Raw genomic sequence first — 16,296 nt, forward strand, 5'->3', positions numbered from 1 at the left:
TTAATCATGAATATTAAGGTATAAAATTATCATAAAATTAAAGTTGCTACTATTTTATATTAAAATTTATTATAAAATAATAAAAAATTTATTTTGCTCCGCCTGATGTTGTTTCCTCCTCTTCCTGTATGTACTGTGTGCCTGATTCTATTATGTCTGAAATTTCCTCGGTCTTATATCCAGAATGTACTGATAGCAGATAGAATATTATTGCAACAAGTATCACTATAATAAAGTCATATGGATACGGGAATGTGTTGGTCCCTCCATAATCAGCCTCGCCAAGGTATGACAGTGCGTCAAGTACAAGTATGTATAATGGTACCCAGTATCCTGCCTTTATATTCTCTTTTGTGAATACATTTACAACCTTTTTCGTTGCCAGCATAACCAGATAAACAGCTATGCCAAGGAATATTCCTATGGAAAGTATTCCAACCGTTGGCCAGCCAGACCAGTAAACTATAAGTGTTGCACCTATGAAGGCTATTGGTGCCAGAACCTTTGCATATGGTAATTTAAATGGCCTTTTAAGTTCATCTGCCTCCCTTCTAAATACCATCAGGGCCGATCCGCCCACTATGTATGTAAATGCTGTGGCACCTGTGATTAAACCAACAAGGGCATACCAGCTGGGGAAAGGTGCTAAAAATATTAACCCTATTATTACTGAAACTATAATTGGTATTATTGGCACCCTTGTTTTTTTGCTTACCCTTGATAATGCGGCCGGAAAGTATCCGTTTTCAGCAAGGCCAAATAATGTTCTTGTGGATGTGCCGGCGTAAACGTTTAATGTTCCTGCAGGTGAAACGTAAGCATCAGCATAAAGTATGTATGTAAGTATTACAAGTGCAAGTATTCCACTTGATTTTGCAAGGAATGCAAATGGTGCTGCAGATACGGCCTTGGCATATGCAGTCGGGTGATTGGCCACAAGTCCAAACCATCCACCGGCATTTGCCAGATCTGATGGGTTAACCGCACCTATAAATACGACCTGTAAAAGCACATATACAAGTATCCCTGTTAAAACTGAGAATACTGTGGCTATTGGTATTGACCTCTGTGGTGTTTTTGCCTCACCGCCATAGTCAAGGGCCTGCCTGAAACCAAGGAATGAGAAAACTATACCATCAGTTGAAACTGCCTCAAATATTAATGATGTGTTCCCTGTTGGTAAAAATCCACCCAGTGCAGGATTGGTGAAATTGGAGGAATGGAATACCAGAAATCCAAGCATAATTATGGTTACTGTTGGTATTATTAATTTCCACCATGTCATTCCTGTATTTGTCTTTCCCATTAATTTTACCCCTGCATAATTAAGACCAAAGAAACCAATTATCAATATTGCGGCAAGAACTATGCCAAGGCCACTTAATAATGTAACCGTTGCGGATGGATTAAGTGGGTTTGGGGCGCTGTATGCTAGGCTTGGTATATAGGAACTTGCATATGTTATTACTGCCTCAGCCTCTATGGTTGGAACTGATACTGCAGACAGAAAATAGGTCCATCCAAAGAACAAACCTGCAACCCCACCATGGGAATAATGGCCATACCTGCTAATTGCACCTGTACGCGGTATCATTGAACCAAGTTCCGCATAAACCAGTGCAATAAATAAGACAAGTATTCCACCTATCAGCCATGATAATGTTGCTGCAGGGCCTGTGGTACCCGCAGAGGCGGCGGCTGCAAACAACCATCCGGAACCTATAATACCACCAAGACTAAGGAAATACAAATCCCATGTATTTAAAGCTTTCCTTAATCTTTTATCCTGCTTCATACTATTTGCTATGACATTTTCTTCAGCTTTTGACTCAGCCATATGAGAACATATAGCATTTATATATAAATTTTTCTTAATGCATATCGATTATTTGACTAAATTTTTTAAAAATGAATAAAAATTATGCAATTAAAATAGATTACTATAAATACAAAATTCTGGTTTCTACCATTGTTAAAATTGATTATATTTATATTGATGTAACCAATTATGTATTTATATATGAATGATGAAGAGAATAATGATGAAAATATAACAAGGGTAATTACGCCGAATAAGAAAAAAGGGGAAATATACGGAATTGTTGAGAAACTTTCAGGGGCATCAAGATTAACAGTAATGTGTGAGGATGGGCTTTCAAGAAATTGCAGAATACCTGGAAAAATGAAGAAAAGGATGTGGATTCGTGAGGGAGATCTTGTTATTGTAAAACCCTGGGATTTCCAAAACGAAAAGGGGGACATAGTTTATAGATATACAAGAACACAGGCTGCATATTTAAGCAGAAATAGGATGCTTCTTGAAATAATAGATGTATTCAATGAGCGATAAATCTGCACTTGAACAGTTAATAGATAACGACGAGTTTTCTAACAGGTTAAACCTGGATAGAAAAACATACGGATTGGTATTTGATAGAAGAACATTAAATGCTGTATACTATCTTATTAAGAAATATTCAATAGATTATGTTGATTTCCCAATATCCAGTGGCAAGGAATCTTTAATATTTAAGGTAGTTGGCATGAATAAAAAATCATATGCATTAAAAATATACAAAATGTCAACATTAAAGTTTTCAAATACCATGGATTATATAAAAGGCGATTATAGATTTGAAAAAGAGCGAATAAACAGAACCAATTTAGTATATATATGGGCACAAAAGGAGTATACAAATTTAAAGGATATGAAAAAATCAGGGATAAAAGTGCCTATTCCATATGGCTATTATAAAAACGCACTACTTATATCATATATAGGTACAAGAACAGAACCTGCAAAGCAAATAAAAAATATAGAAACAGATTTTAATGCACTTTATGAAAAAATAAAAACATTCATGCGGAAAATGTATAAAGATGCGCATCTTGTGCACGCAGATTTAAGCGAGTATAACATTCTATTTTACAGAAACAATCCTTACATCATTGATGTTGGGCAGTCAGTATCTGTGAAGCACCCAATGGCCCTGGAATTTTTGAGAAGGGATATAAAGAATATAAATAACTTTTTTTCAAGGAAAAATGTTAAATGTGATGATGAATATTTATTTAATTACATAACAGGTGATGTTAATGATTGAGGCAGGGAGTATAAAAGTCCCTGAAAATAGAGTTGCCGTCATAATTGGCAAGAATGGTTCGGTAAGAAATCAAATAGAACAAATGGGAGATGTGAAAATATTTATAGACAGCGAAAATAATACTGTAACTGTATATCAAAAAAAGGACCCGCTTAAGGCACTTCTGGCATTTAATGTTGTTCAGGCCATAGCCCGCGGATTTAATCCAGAAAAGGCAATGATACTCTTTGAGGAAAATATGCAGTTCATGGTTATTTCAATAAAAGAGTTTACAAATGGAAATACAAAAAGGGCAACAGAACTTAAGGGGAGAATTATAGGCAGGGAGGGCAGAACCAGGGATATAATAGAAACCCTCACAGGAACCTATATTTCTGTAATGGGCAACACTGTTTCAATAATAGGTGATTACATATCAATTCAGTACAGCAGGGAAGCAATAAATATGCTCCTTCAGGGTAGAAAGCACAAAACTGTTTACTCATATCTTGAAAAAAATGCGGGTGAATTAAAATTCAGAAAGATGGAAGAATCATTTTAATTAAAATTATTAAAGTTTATATTCCTTGCTGAAATAATGTAACAAAGCGGGGTGGGGTAGTCAGGAGATCCCGACGGGCTCATAACCCGTAGATCAATGGTTCAAATCCATTCCCCGCTATTCTATTCCAGTTTTTTTGAGTCTATGTAATTTATTATTTCCTTTATATCTGATTCAATTCCAGTTGTGCATGTTTTTATTCCATGTTTTTTTAATGTATCATCCGTTACCTTTCCTATTGGATAAATTTTAATTTTTGGGTTCGGGCAAACTTTTAAAAAAATTTCTGCCTCTAGCGATGAGGTTAATACTATGCCATCACAGTTTTCCATCCCGCAGTAGGAAGCAATATTATTCTCAATTATTCTCAGTGAATATATAAAAAATTCGGAGAAATTATAATGGTTTTCTCTTAAGAAATTGTAAATTATTTTATTTGATGCCGTGCTTCTAAAGAGGCCTATATATTTGTCCCTGTAATTTTTTAAAAGATTAATAATACCATATGAATCCCTTTCTTCAGGAATAATGGGATTGAAACCTTTATTTCTTATTTCCGCTGCGGTGCTGTTACCAATGGCAATGAATACTGGATCAATCTTGAAATAGATCATATAATATTTAAAAAAAACATCCGCCCCAAAGGAGCTTGTTAATACCACCACATCTGGGGGCATCTTTTTTATCCTCTCAGCAGTACTATAATCAGGTAAAATTGGATGCATTTCAGTTAAGGGTATATTAATTACATCAATGTTTTTTGTATTATAATTAACAACCTTGTTCTCCGGGCGTGTCGTAATTATGAATTTACGCGTAACCATATTCTTTTAGCACCTCCCTGATTTCATTATATCCTATGTTATTGTTAATGTAAAAAAAATCCCTGTAATCAGAATTTCTTAATGAATAGAACCTCATAAATATCTTGCCATTCTTTGATAGGATTCCTGCCGGTATTGAGCACCCCAAATTTAAATTCCTGACTATATCCCTTTCTATTAAAAAATTATTATATGTTTCCCCATCGTTTATTTCCCTGATTATATCAGAAAATACAGAGTCCTTCTTTGATACAACTGCTATAATTCCCTGATTTGCAGCAGGCACAAATTTATCCTCACTTAGCATAAAATAATTCTCATTAAGTCCTAGGCGATCATAGGCGGCCTTTGCAATAATAATGCCATCATAATCACCGTTTCTGTACTTTTTAATCCTTGTATCTATATTGCCTCTTATGTCTTTTATTGATAAACAGCCCTTAACTGCCTGTATTTCCTTTATTCTCCGCATACTTGATGTTCCGATAACTGATCCACATGGCATGGATTCCAGCGGTAGTTTTGATATGAATATATCATGGTAATCATCTCTTCTTAGGACACCACTTATTTCAAGATTTGGGTCTATTATGGATGGTATATCCTTGGCGCTGTGAACCGCAATATCGATTTTACCATCAAGTATTAAATTGTTAAGCTCATCAACGAAAACACCTGTAGTTGAGCTTCTATAGAGCGGTGTATCTGTATTTAGGTCACCCTTTGATGTGTAACCAAAAATTTCAACATCATGCCCTAGAGCCTCAAGCTGATTTTTCACCATTTCAGCCTGAATCATTGCAAGTTTACTTTTTCTTGTGCCCAGTCTTATGTTCATTTATATCCCTTTTTTATATCTTACAATATAATTTACAATTACTGTATTATTAATCATAATGACAATCTGTTAACAAGATAAGGTAATGATTTTTCATACCTCTTGCTGTTTCCAAAATGTCCTCCATTAAATTCTTCAAAGATATGATTTACACCATATTTCTCCATTTTTTTATGCAGAACATTCATACCTATAAATAGGCTGTACTCATCCTTGATTCCAACGTCCAGATAAATCGCATCCAGCTTTTTTAACTCTGATATATAATTATCAACATTCTTGGATGGATCGAATTTTAGCCACCTCTGCCATACATCATTGTTAAATCCTCCAGTTTCCAGATCAAATGGTAGTTCAAGTTTTAAATCTGTATTTTCATTATATGAATAAAATGCCGACATTCCAATAATATTTAATGTTCTAATATCATTATCGGTTAAATCATCTTTTAAACTTACCTCTTTTATGTATTCATTAAGTTTTTTATTTCTTAATTCCTTAAATGCAATTGGCATATCTGGAATGTAAACATATTCAAAACAGCTGTCACCAAAATGATTCGCAAATCCGCTTATTATGTCAGGATGCCTCACAGCAAGTGTATATGCACCAAAACCACCTGATGATTTTCCAAAAAGTGCCACCTTCCCTGTGTGAAACATATCAGAAATCTGTGGTATAAGGTCATTAATTATAAAATCCTCGTAATTACCAACTGCAGGTGAATTTATATACTGATTTACATGATATTTTGTTGAAAAATTTGGGTTAATTATTATTGAATTTCCAAGCAAATTTTTTTTATATAGTGAGTTTAATATTTCTGCAAAACGGTTGTGTAGTTTAGGCGTGCCGTTTAACCCTGCAAGCTCTATTAAAAGTGGTGCGCCATCAACAATTTTATCCGGATAAAATACCAGAACATCTCTATCGATATCATCATTTAGGTAATTGCCCTTCAGTGAGTCTCCATGCACCGTAACCATTTTTTGATTAAGCAACATATTTTCAATATTACTAAAAAATATTAGAACTATGTGATTTCAATGTAATAGTATTTTATTTCAAATATAATACTGTTTTTAATGAAAGAATGGTGTATAAAAGTTGATAAAAACAGCGCTGGCAAAATTATAAAAAAATTAAGGTCTGTTAGTCTCATTTTAGAGGAATGCATTATAGATCATGATGGGCAGTTTGTTTATATACCAGTAAAGAAGGATACAGGCAATTGCATTAAGCACGATTTTAAATTAAAGAATACACCTGAGAATATTATAAGGTCAAACCTGGGTTTAAGGGTTAACAATACCCCTAAATTTATAAAACTTGGTGATTCAATTATTTTTAATAAAAATCAACGTGTGAATAAAAGAATTGCAGAGGTATACTGCAATGCATATCATGCAAAAAACGCCTATATTTTTACCGGTAAGATTAAGGGGAAAATGCGAATACCCTCAATTAAATTTTTATGCGGGAAGAATGAGGATACCATTATAGTTGAAAATGGTGTTAAATATGCATTAAACCCGGCAAAAGTAATGTTTTCACCTGGGAACATAAATATAAGAACAGAGATGGGCAAAATTGATTTTAAAGATAAAACTGTTATTGATATGTTCTGTGGCATTGGTTATTTTTCAATGCCTGTACTCAAATATGGCAATCCAAAGAGATTGATTGCATGTGATATTAATCCCGATTCAATAGAATATTTTAAGAGAAATCTAAAACTGAATCGTATTATTTATGAACCTGAAATATTTTTAGGTGATTCCCGGGCAAAATGTCCTGATGTGAGTGCCGATTATATAATAATGGGAAATTTTGAATCACCAAAATTTTTAGCGCAGGCTTTAATCCATAGCCATAGGGGCACTTTACTATCCATGCATTTTTTGGAAAGGAGAGGAAAAATAAAAAGGCCAGAAGAAATAATTAAAAATGCAAGAAGGCTAGGATATATAATATCCGTGAAAAATATAAAAATAGTTAAATCTGTTTCTCACGAACTTGTGCATGTTAATTCATTATTTCAGGTATATAATTGTTTATGATTTTTTATAATCTAAGCAGGTATAAATACAAATCATCACTTAAAGTTTTGATAGAATGAATTCTAATGAATATCTATACCGCTTCCGGCCATTAATGATATGTTAAAATTAAGAAATAATAACATAAAAGACTGAATAAATTTTTTTGTTAAACATTATGGCATATAGTTCATCAAAATCTATTTATATACTTATTAAATTCTATATATGGGCTTGGTGAACCAATGCTAAATATAGATATTTAAAAATGTTTAGCCAATATCTATTCATGGTCATTTAAGAAGCAACTTAAGCCTAACATATAAAATATAAAATAAATATAAGCTGGAGGAATGAATAATGGTTGATTCAGATATAGCACTTCCCGGAGACATCATAGCTAAAGAGGAGGAATACCTCCCCGGGAAGAACACAGAACCATACGATGGCAACATTGTTGCTACCAAGCTGGGGAGAATAGTTAGGGATGACAAAAACCTTACAATATCGGTTGTTGGCAGTAATAAAAAGACACCCATTGGCGTTGGAAGCATTGTGTATGGCAAGGTTATAAAAATAAATGGTAAGGACGCAATTATACAGCTTTACGCTATTAACGAGGGGGGGAAATTGCACCCAGTGGATCATGAGGCAAAATTAATGCTTCCTGTGCAGGGCAAATCCGGATATACACATATAATCTCCCTTGGAGACATAGTTAGGGCAAAGGTAACATCTGTTAAACCCATTTATGTTACAATTTTTAATACCGATCTTGGAGTTTTAAAAACAAGATGCCTGATATGCCGCAATGAACTTATATTGAAAAATAATGTGCTTTACTGTACCAACTGCCAGAGAATAGAAACAAGAAAGATAGCCAGTGATTATGGAAATATAAATATAAGTGGTGATAATTGTGAAAGAAGTTGAGAAGGTAAAAAATATGCAGGAGTTAACGAAAGAGGTCACTGACATGAGGAAGGAGCTTGAAAGCTTAAAGGAGGTCCTTAGCGGACTGATACAGGTTATGATGGATCATAATGATCAATTTAATGATGAAGATGAGTATAATTGAGGTGAAAAATTATGGCACTATTACCAATGAAAATGCTTGAGGAGAGTCTGAACAAAAAGGTATCGCTATTGCTAAAAGACAACAGAACACTTGAGGGTATTCTGACAGGTTATGATGAATACATGAACATGACACTGGACGACGCTGAAGAAAATGGAGAGACCCAGAGAAAAATTGGAAAGGTTGTTATCCGAGGCAGCAATGTTGTAAGGATAACAACAAAATAATTTTTTAAAAAGATTATATAATTTATTTTAATAGGTGTGCATGCCTAAAAAAATAGAGGATAATCATTATATTTTCGGATTTGCACATGCAGGATTTTACAAAGATATTAAATTTCCTGCACTTATTGAAACCACATCTGATGAATTTAAATCCAATTCAGATTACATTGAGGTTCTCGGGGAAAGAATAGACAAAAAAATATATTATCCTGCATTTCTTGAAAGATCTTCTGAAATAGTTACCGGCAATATAATAACAGTCATAAACGGAATAGAACTTCTTCAGAGGCCTTCGAAGTTTGCTGATTATATAATCAATTTAAGGGAGAAATATGGTTACAGCAAATTAATATACCTTCAGGGTGTGTCAGACCCATATTTAATACCTGTTTTGGTTTACATGGGAATTAATATTTTTGACGACATCTACATTAGAGTGGAGAGTCTTGATGGAATAAAATATTCAATGACAGGAAAGTCCAGGGTTGATTATGATCCTTTGAAAGATAACATTGTATTTGTTAAAAGTATGCTTGAATCATTATTTGATTCAATACGGGATGGAACATTAAGGGAGGTTGTTGAAAAAATTCAAATATCAAGTCTTGCCCTTGAATTGCTAAGGATAATGGACGAAAAATATTATAAAAATATGGAAAATATATTTCCCACGATAACACCATATATTAAGGCCAACAGTATTGAATCACTGACAAGGCCAGATATAGTTAGATACAGGAATAATATAGAAAATTATGAAAAACCTGCTGGTAGAAATATAGCATTAATATTGCCATGCTCTGCAAAAAAACCATACTCATTATCAAAAACCCATCAAAAAATCATACAGAAAATATCAAAATTTAGAAAATATTTGCACGAATTAATTGTAACCTCACCGGTTGGGCTTGTCCCAAGAGAACTTGAAAACAGTTATCCTGCAAGGTTTTATGATATACCTGTTATAGGTTTATGGTATGAGGATGAGAAATTAATGATGAAAAACCTATTAAAAAATTATCTTAAAAAAAATCAATATGATTACATAATTGGATATTACCCTGATGACCTTAATTTTATCTCAGACATTCTGCCAGAAAATTCAACTGTAATAAATGGAAGGGTAACAGATGATTCTAATCTCGATAGACTTTATATTGAACTGGAAAAAATAACAAAGACATCAGAAACAAGGGGAAATGTATTCAATGATTATATCTCTGTATTAAAATATCAGTTTGGTGGCTGGATATATGATTATGTTAAAAATCTTAAACTTGTCAATAATTTTCACCAGGATATGCTTGTAAACAACGGTAAGGTTTATTTTGTTTTTAATCAGCAGTCAGGTAAATTCACAATTACAAAAAATTCTGCACCATTTTTTTTAAATGCCAATAAGTTCATTGTAAGCATAGAAGATTTTAAACCCACATCATACGTTTATTCTATGGGGATAAATAATGCAACCGATGATATAAAACCATATGATGAGGTTGTCCTTGTTCATAACAATGAAATACGTGGTGTGGGAACGGCATTAATGCCATCAAGCGCCATGATTAATCTTAATGAGGGTATGGCAGTAAAGGTTAGAGGCTAAAAATTATAATATATTTTAATATAGACTGTCATGGATATACTCATTAAAAATGGTATAATAATAACACAGGACGACGAACGAAAAATATTCAAAGGAAATATAGCAATAAATGGAAATTTAATAACATATGTTGGAAAAGAAATGCCCAGTGGGAATTTCGATAGTATTATAGATGCAACAGATAAACTGGTTTTGCCGGGGTTTATTAATACCCATACACATGTAGCCATGACAGGATTTAAGGGGCTACTTGATGATATGGAACTTAATGAGTTTCTAAATAAAACATCGGAACTTGATTCAAAAAGGACAGACGATGGGATATTTAACTCATCATTGCTTGGAATATATGAAATGATTAATGGTGGCATAACCTCATTCCTTGATTTATATTACTCAGAGGACATCATAGAAAGTGCTGTTAAAAAAACAGGAATAAGGGCCTATCTTGCATGGGCAACACTCGACAGGGAATTTACAACGCAGAAGGGGGAACCTGTAAATAATGCAGAAAATTTTATTAAGCAAACCCACGCAGACACCGTAAAACCACTAATAGGCGTTCAGGGGATTTATGTATCATCTGATGAAAATTATTACCGCGTAAAGGACATATCAAAAAAATATGGGGTAAAAATTCATACACATCTTTCAGAAACCCGGCAGGAAGTTTATGATTTTGTTAAAAAAAATGGGGAAAGGCCTGTGGAGCATCTTTATAAAATAAACTTTCTTGACGATAATGTTATAGCAGCCCACACGGTTTGGGTAACATTAAATGAAATTAAAATGCTGGCAAAAAGTGGAACAAAGGTATCATGGAATGCAGTAAGCAATGCAAAGCTCGCATCCGGTGGTACAATGCCTGTACCTGAAATGATTGCCAATAATGTAAATATATCCCTTGGAACAGACAGTTCAGGAAGCAATAATTCATTGAATATGTTTGAGGAAATGAAATTTTCATCTCTGATGATTAATAATGATAGATGGAATGCAGACACTGTTAAATCCCAACAGATACTTGATATGGCTACCAGAAATGCTGGTAAGGCCCTTGGTGAAAATATAGGCATATTAAAGCCCGGATATCTTGCAGATTTAATAATAATCGATGGGCGTGCAGTTAATATGATCCCATCCAATGAAAATAACGCAATTAATAATATCATATTTTCTGCGACACCTGAAAATGTTAGGTTTGTCATTGTCAATGGCAGGATTTTAAAACATGATGGGAATATATCCGGATTTGATCCAGAAAAATTTGCAAGGCTTAATTATTTATAAATTTTTTATGGGCTTTAAATATAACAAAAATCAGTTTTTATATTCAAAAGTAAAATATAAAAATATATAAAGGCTTAAAATATTAACCTGTGATTAATTATGAGTTGGACTGAAGCTGAAGTACGTGAATTAAAAGTAGGAAGATACATGTTAATTGATGATTCACCCTGCAGAATAGTTGATATTACAATGTCTAAGCCAGGAAAGCATGGTGAGGCTAAAGGGCGAATTGTTGCAATTGGCGTTTTTGATGGACAAAAACACAGTGTAGTTTATCCGGTTAAGCATAAGGTAAAGGTTCCAATAATTGTCAAGAAGAACGCGCAGGTGCTATCGATAACAAATAATGAGGCACAGCTTATGGACACAGAAACATTCGAGACCTTTATTATACCGCTTGATCCTGAGGACATTGATAAGGTAAAACCAGGAATGGAGGTGCCATATTGGGAGGCAATGGGAAAGAGAAAAATCATGCTGCAGAATTGAGCAACCATTTTTCTCATCTTAAAATTGCAGATGCAATAGAAAATTACGAGGATTCAAAATATGTTATTTTTGGGGTTCCCTTTGATAATACATCAAGCTACAGACGTGGTTCTAGACTTGCACCGAATTCCATAAGAATTGCATATGATAACCTTGAATCGTTTGAGCCAAATTATGGTATAGATTTAACACAGTGTAAAATCTCTGACCTTGGGGACCTTTCTGTTTACGAGGATGTTTCCTATGTACTTAGTGAGGTTGAGGATGTAACAAGAATTATTTTTAATGATAGAAAAATACCTGTAATGATTGGCGGTGAACATTCAATTACCGTTGGTGCACTAAGGAATCTTAAGGATGTATCAATGGTAATAATTGATGCGCATTCAGATTTTCGTGACTCTTATTTTGATAATAAATATAATCATGCATGTGTAACAAGGCGTGCCCTTGAAATACTGGGCCCAAATAAAATAATTTCTGTCGGTACAAGATCCACCTCGCTTGAGGAAATCACATCGCCTGACTATAAAAAGGTAAGATTTATAACAGCAAATGAGGTGCGCGAATCTGGAATATCAAATGTTATAAGCGAAATTAAAAACAGCATATCTGATAGTGTTTATTTCTCAATAGATATGGATGGCATAGACCCTGCATATGCACCGGGCGTGGGAACACCTGAACCATACGGTCTTTCCTCAGTGGATGTGAGGTCGATATTAACATCAATTTCAGATAAAATTATAGGTTTTGATATTAATGAAATGACACCACTGTATGACAATGGAAACACCTCAATGCTTGCCGCCAAGCTTATACAGGATTTTATTGCAAGCAGGGAAAAAGCAATTCTAAATAAAAATATTAAATAAAATTTTTACACAATGCCTATCCTTGGCCATTGAAATAAAAATATGATTTTATCTTTATAATGTAAATTATTATAAAAATTAATGCCAAAAATTTTGAATTATTTATATGCCAAGTTTACCTGAGAGTTCCTTGCCCTTGGTAATAACAACATGGCATGGTGTGGGCAGCTTTATGGAAGCCTTTTTTAAAGCCTCCTTTAATAATTTTGCATTTGCAGCATCAACCCTTGCAACCATAATTATCTCTCCAGGGTGAACCCTTGCGGCAGTACCAACTGGCCTTCCAAAGGCAAGCCTCATACCGCTTGATATCCTATCTGCACCAGCACCTGTGGCCATTTTATGCTCTCTTATAACCTGATGTGGGTATGGTCTTATATGGAGGAAATATCCGGATGCACCAACCGCATCCAAAAGCTTTCTGTTTACCGATATCCTTGCAGCCTCAAGGGCTGTATGCCTTATCTGGCATGTCTCATCTGCAATTAGCTGCATTTCTATATCAAAGTCCTTTTTCTGGTTTCCCTGCACAAATGTTGTTATCTTGGGATATGGAACCCCACCCATAAACTCTTTTCTCGTGTATGCTGGACCGGAAATTTTTGAATACATTCTTGCTGGTTTAGTTACCATAATAATCCATTCATAAATTCAAATAAATATAAAAACATTTATAGTATTTAAAAAAGTTATCTTTTGACATTTCCGTACTGATTTATCACTATGTTATATGGACCATCCGCATCAGCAGGAATTACATTGCCGCATTTAACACATTCAAGTGAAAAATCATCATTTATTTTAAATTCAACACCGCCACAGTTGCTGCACGCACTCCTTACCCATAGTTTTTCAGGATTCATTGAATTAAGCCTTCTTAATATTTCCGCATTCTGCGGATTTTCATTAATATTATTGATGGTGTTATTTTCCGCATCAATATTCTTATCATTACCGTTCCTGGAATTTTCCTCTGCCATTTTTTTATTCCTTTCCTCAATGGTTTTTGCATACAGCATGGTTATGCTATACAGACCAAGAAATGCCCATATCAGGAGGAAAAAGGCAATTATATAAGAAATCACATGGTTGGAACCAAAAAACGATTCTGCCAGTTCCAGTCCTGATGAGGTAAAGCTTACCAGCAATGCCCTGAGCATGCCAAATCTCAAATAAATATAGGTAAGTATGAGTGTATTAATATATATTAGAGTTGTTTCATATATATTATAATTGGTAATAAATACCGAAATACCTGCAGCAATTATCATGATTACAGGAATTAAGGGTTTCACGTTTTTATACGGAAATAAAAATGAATTAACACTTAATTTTTTTGATATTATCATATAAATAATTAAAATAATGGAAACTGGTATTATCTCAAGAAATATGATTTGAAAAACAGAGCTTACTGAAAATATAAAATTCTGGACTCCAAACCTGTATTTATAAACTGCAGAACTTGAAATTTTTGGGTATATGGTTTCTATTATAAGCGAAGAAAACATTAAAATCATGATGTAAACTGAAAAAAATATGTAGAAATTTTTATTAATGTCTGCATCAAAGCTCGATGATATATTTAACTTTAAAAAAATCGTGGAGAGAGATGCAAATATGAGTATAATGGATATTATAAGAATAATATAAACATCTATTGTGCTCACCCTTCCATAGAGGTAATAGTAAGCAGGTGATATGTGGCTTATTGAATGTGCACTTAAAAATGTTTGAGGCATAAGAAAAAGAAAGAATCCAAAGGCTATCACTATGCCTATCCAGGCAAAGGCCCTGTTAATTCTGTCTATTATTGTTATTTCATCCATTTATATCCAAATAAATATAATTAATAATTATTTCAATGTTATTGTGAGCCTTTTGTCAAGTTTTCCCTTAACCATTGAAGTCTTAAATTCCACGGTCCCTATTTCTCCAGTTGACTTGACATGCAGGCCGTAATCAGCCTGCAATGGAAGCCCGGGTATATTAACCACACGCAACTTTTCATCCTGAGGAATACTTCCTGTTGAGAATCCAAACATTTGTTTATCTATTGAAAACTCATTATTGTCTGCATACTTAATTTCAACCGGAAGATTTTGCTTAATTATCCTATTTGTTTCATCAATAAGCCTGTCAATTATGTCCTGCTTTATATTATCTATGTATATATCTATCCATGCATAGTTTTCATAGGTCTGGCTGATGCGTGATTTTGCATTATAAAATTTAAAGGCCAGGCCACCTATAATAAATAATGCAGTTCTGTACCTCATGTGGTTATATCTTATATTCCAGTCTATGCTTTGATGTATATTTACTCCATCAAGATTTTGTGGATATGTATCAAGTGAAATAAGGTGCACCAGCTGTCCATCCTCCCAGACATCCACTATGGAATATTTCTTTCCCTCTATCTCTATTTCTCCCTTGTCATTCTGCTGGCCATATGATGTGGGATAAAAAACTGTTTTATCCACTGTCAGATCAGTAAACTCAACAGTAACGGCCTTACTGTCGCATTCTTTTAAGTATGAATCTTTTAAAAATAATTTCTCAGTTTCCATTATTACTTAAGGGCATTTTTATATATAATATTATTTTTCATTTTCTTTATTGGAATTTATAAAGAATTCTGGAATATATCACTCTATTTACGTTTATATCTGTTAACTTTTTCGTAATCTTTCCATCCAGATAGGATGAATTGAAATCACTAAATGTTATATTTTCATAAAATATGTCCATTAAAATTAATCTTTCAGGGCTTGCGAGAAAAACGCTGTTGATTTTAAATGCAAATGGATCCAAATCCATTTCATAGTATCTCATCGCAAAACCCATTATCGCCCTGATCTGGTGCCATATAAAACTCCTGGCATAAAAATTAATGATAAAAAAACCATTGTGCTGGTAATAATCTATGTTTTTTATTGTTCTTACAGTGTTTCTGTAGTCTTTTCTGGAGAAATTTCTAAAATCATGTGTGCCCTCAAATTTTCTTAGCATTACCATAAATTTTTCAATATCATAGTCCCCATCCAATACGTATGAATATTTTTTTAATGTGCAGTATCTGGGATTAAAATATTCACTGAGTCCTGCATACTGGTAAAAATACATGTCTTTTATCTGCGAATTTAAAATTTTTAAAATTTTAATTATATCAATTTTGGATTCTATGAGAAAAACATTGCCCGCCGCGGATACATATTTGTCTGTTCTCGCCGCACTTTCCATGTTATCCGAAATATTATGCGATTTTAATACGTTAATTATGGTGTTTTCCACGCTATTTTCCCCATTATTTCTCTGAAAGCCGCAAAATTTTTTTCCATCATATCCATATTTTATTAAATAATACATTGTATGTTAATTATTTTTA

Annotated in this window: 19 protein-coding genes and 1 tRNA gene; 12 read left to right on the plus strand and 8 right to left on the minus strand. The window is 33.5% G+C overall.

What is annotated here, in order from left to right; genetic code table 11:
• Positions 1–88: 88 nt before the first annotated feature.
• A complete protein-coding gene (locus AOG55_RS03155) occupies positions 89–1,837 on the minus strand; it encodes an APC family permease (RefSeq protein WP_054964417.1) in 1,749 nt (582 codons plus the stop codon).
• A 183-nt stretch (positions 1,838–2,020) separates the two neighbouring features.
• Between AOG55_RS03155 and eif1A the strand changes: the two genes are divergently transcribed.
• The 4 genes from eif1A to AOG55_RS03175 all read left to right on the plus strand — a co-directional run bounded on the left by eif1A (position 2,021) and on the right by AOG55_RS03175 (position 3,765).
• A complete protein-coding gene (eif1A, locus tag AOG55_RS03160; protein WP_055040880.1) occupies positions 2,021–2,350 on the plus strand; it encodes a translation initiation factor eIF-1A in 330 nt (109 codons plus the stop codon).
• Complete coding sequence (locus AOG55_RS03165) at positions 2,340–3,104, plus strand: serine protein kinase RIO (RefSeq protein WP_231563424.1); 765 nt, start codon at positions 2,340–2,342, stop codon at positions 3,102–3,104. The genes eif1A and AOG55_RS03165 overlap by 11 nt, the downstream gene beginning before the upstream one ends.
• Positions 3,097–3,645, plus strand: coding sequence for a KH domain-containing protein (locus AOG55_RS03170; RefSeq protein WP_048101730.1), 549 nt, complete (start codon positions 3,097–3,099; stop codon positions 3,643–3,645). Before AOG55_RS03165 ends, AOG55_RS03170 begins: the two co-directional genes overlap by 8 nt.
• Before the next feature lie 45 nt (positions 3,646–3,690).
• Positions 3,691–3,765: transfer RNA gene (locus tag AOG55_RS03175), tRNA-Met, on the plus strand.
• Between the two features lie 2 nt (positions 3,766–3,767).
• Here AOG55_RS03175 and AOG55_RS03180 read toward each other — a convergent pair.
• Genes AOG55_RS03180 through AOG55_RS03190 form a run of 3 tightly spaced genes read right to left on the minus strand, consistent with a single transcriptional unit; the run spans position 3,768 to position 6,311 of the window.
• Complete coding sequence (locus AOG55_RS03180) at positions 3,768–4,469, minus strand: uroporphyrinogen-III synthase (protein ID WP_048101729.1); 702 nt, start codon at positions 4,467–4,469, stop codon at positions 3,768–3,770.
• A complete protein-coding gene (hemC, locus tag AOG55_RS03185; protein ID WP_048101728.1) occupies positions 4,456–5,307 on the minus strand; it encodes a hydroxymethylbilane synthase in 852 nt (283 codons plus the stop codon). Before hemC ends, AOG55_RS03180 begins: the two co-directional genes overlap by 14 nt.
• 53 nt (positions 5,308–5,360) lie before the next feature.
• On the minus strand, positions 5,361–6,311 hold the full coding sequence (locus AOG55_RS03190) for an alpha/beta hydrolase-fold protein (RefSeq protein WP_048101727.1): 951 nt from the start codon (positions 6,309–6,311) through the stop codon (positions 5,361–5,363).
• Positions 6,312–6,392: 81 nt separating this feature from the next.
• Between AOG55_RS03190 and AOG55_RS03195 the strand changes: the two genes are divergently transcribed.
• From AOG55_RS03195 to speB, 8 genes are all read left to right on the plus strand, one after another.
• A complete protein-coding gene (locus AOG55_RS03195) occupies positions 6,393–7,367 on the plus strand; it encodes a class I SAM-dependent methyltransferase (RefSeq protein ID WP_048101726.1) in 975 nt (324 codons plus the stop codon).
• A 339-nt stretch (positions 7,368–7,706) separates the two neighbouring features.
• Positions 7,707–8,279, plus strand: coding sequence for an exosome complex RNA-binding protein Csl4 (locus tag AOG55_RS03200; protein ID WP_048101725.1), 573 nt, complete (start codon positions 7,707–7,709; stop codon positions 8,277–8,279).
• Complete coding sequence (locus AOG55_RS09555) at positions 8,266–8,424, plus strand: hypothetical protein (protein WP_169749789.1); 159 nt, start codon at positions 8,266–8,268, stop codon at positions 8,422–8,424. Before AOG55_RS03200 ends, AOG55_RS09555 begins: the two co-directional genes overlap by 14 nt.
• Positions 8,425–8,435: 11 nt before the next feature.
• Positions 8,436–8,651, plus strand: coding sequence for an LSM domain-containing protein (locus AOG55_RS03205; RefSeq protein WP_048101724.1), 216 nt, complete (start codon positions 8,436–8,438; stop codon positions 8,649–8,651).
• A 40-nt stretch (positions 8,652–8,691) separates the two neighbouring features.
• A complete protein-coding gene (locus tag AOG55_RS03210; RefSeq protein WP_048101723.1) occupies positions 8,692–10,254 on the plus strand; it encodes a DUF5591 domain-containing protein in 1,563 nt (520 codons plus the stop codon).
• A 30-nt stretch (positions 10,255–10,284) separates the two neighbouring features.
• Complete coding sequence (locus AOG55_RS03215; RefSeq protein ID WP_055040876.1) at positions 10,285–11,544, plus strand: amidohydrolase family protein; 1,260 nt, start codon at positions 10,285–10,287, stop codon at positions 11,542–11,544.
• 99 nt (positions 11,545–11,643) lie between these two features.
• Positions 11,644–12,033 carry a translation initiation factor IF-5A gene (locus AOG55_RS03220; protein ID WP_048101721.1) on the plus strand — a complete coding sequence of 130 codons (390 nt, stop codon included), beginning with the start codon at positions 11,644–11,646 and terminating at the stop codon, positions 12,031–12,033.
• Positions 11,991–12,908, plus strand: coding sequence for an agmatinase (gene speB / locus AOG55_RS03225; RefSeq protein WP_055040877.1), 918 nt, complete (start codon positions 11,991–11,993; stop codon positions 12,906–12,908). The genes AOG55_RS03220 and speB overlap by 43 nt, the downstream gene beginning before the upstream one ends.
• A gap of 102 nt (positions 12,909–13,010) precedes the next feature.
• Here the strand turns inward: speB and AOG55_RS03230 are convergent, their stop codons facing one another.
• Genes AOG55_RS03230 through AOG55_RS03245 form a run of 4 tightly spaced genes read right to left on the minus strand, consistent with a single transcriptional unit; the run spans position 13,011 to position 16,202 of the window.
• The gene (locus AOG55_RS03230) at positions 13,011–13,541 is read right to left on the minus strand and encodes a 50S ribosomal protein L16 (protein WP_055040878.1); all 531 of its coding nucleotides are present in this window, start codon (positions 13,539–13,541) and stop codon (positions 13,011–13,013) included.
• A gap of 56 nt (positions 13,542–13,597) precedes the next feature.
• A complete protein-coding gene (locus AOG55_RS03235) occupies positions 13,598–14,737 on the minus strand; it encodes a hypothetical protein (protein ID WP_055040879.1) in 1,140 nt (379 codons plus the stop codon).
• Positions 14,738–14,764: 27 nt separating this feature from the next.
• A complete protein-coding gene (locus AOG55_RS03240; protein ID WP_054963842.1) occupies positions 14,765–15,478 on the minus strand; it encodes an alanyl-tRNA editing protein in 714 nt (237 codons plus the stop codon).
• A 46-nt stretch (positions 15,479–15,524) separates the two neighbouring features.
• Positions 15,525–16,202: a hypothetical protein gene (locus tag AOG55_RS03245; RefSeq protein ID WP_236688960.1), complete on the minus strand. Its 678-nt coding sequence runs from the start codon at positions 16,200–16,202 to the stop codon at positions 15,525–15,527.
• Positions 16,203–16,296: the final 94 nt, after the last annotated feature.

The organism is Acidiplasma cupricumulans (assembly GCF_001402935.1).
GTDB lineage: Archaea > Thermoplasmatota > Thermoplasmata > Thermoplasmatales > Thermoplasmataceae > Acidiplasma > Acidiplasma aeolicum.